This window comes from Candidatus Hydrothermales bacterium (genome assembly GCA_039630235.1).
In the GTDB taxonomy this organism is placed as follows: Bacteria; Hydrothermota; Hydrothermia; order Hydrothermales; family JAJRUZ01; genus JBCNVI01.
Genome location: JBCNVI010000052.1, coordinates 1 through 697 on the forward strand (window position 1 = coordinate 1; position 697 = coordinate 697).

Annotated in this window: 1 protein-coding gene; it reads left to right on the top strand. The window is 35.0% G+C overall.

Features of this window, described 5'->3' with window-relative positions:
* A partial coding sequence (locus ABDH49_09250) for a hypothetical protein (GenBank protein ID MEN3047124.1) occupies positions 1-697 on the top strand: 697 nt, incomplete at both ends.

The window sequence follows — 697 nt, forward strand, 5'->3', positions numbered from 1 at the left end:
GAAAGTTTTATATACAGATTATTCAATAAGGTCACCTCAGATTTTTTACGAGGGTGGAAATTTGCATTTTGTTTTTTATGCAGGTGATACACTTTATGAGATTTATTATGTTAGAGTTTCTCTTGAGGAGGAGTTGCCGATAATTTCTTTGACATTTGGTGGTGATACTCTTCAGCCTGGGACAGTTTATAGGAGGGGTTATATTTCTTATGGGGAGGAGTATTATAAGAATGTTGATTATGGTGATTCTCTTATATATGAGATTCCTTTGGTTTCTTCAGGTTTATTTAAGATAAGGTTTGAGGGTTTTGCAGATGAAGATATAAAGGAGAAGATATATGTTAACAGGACTCCTCTTGGGAATTGGCATATAGATAAAGGTGTTTATTCTTATTATGAGAAGAGACTTCCTCGGAGTGCGGTTTCAGATATTTTGAGGGTAAAGATAGAGAAAAAAAGAGGGGGAAAAGCTATTCTTGGTGCGTTAAAGATATACGTATTAAGGGAGAGTGGTGGTGCACAGGGTGAATTTGAGGGTGCTAATTTAGATTTTGATATAAGGTTAAATACTTTATTAAAAAGGAATTCTCTATTAGTTTTTATGCCGTATGATGGTGAGGTGGAGATAAAGGTGTATGATGTTTCAGGAAGGAGTGTATACAGTTTGAGGGAGTTTTTTGAGAGTGGTATACAAAGT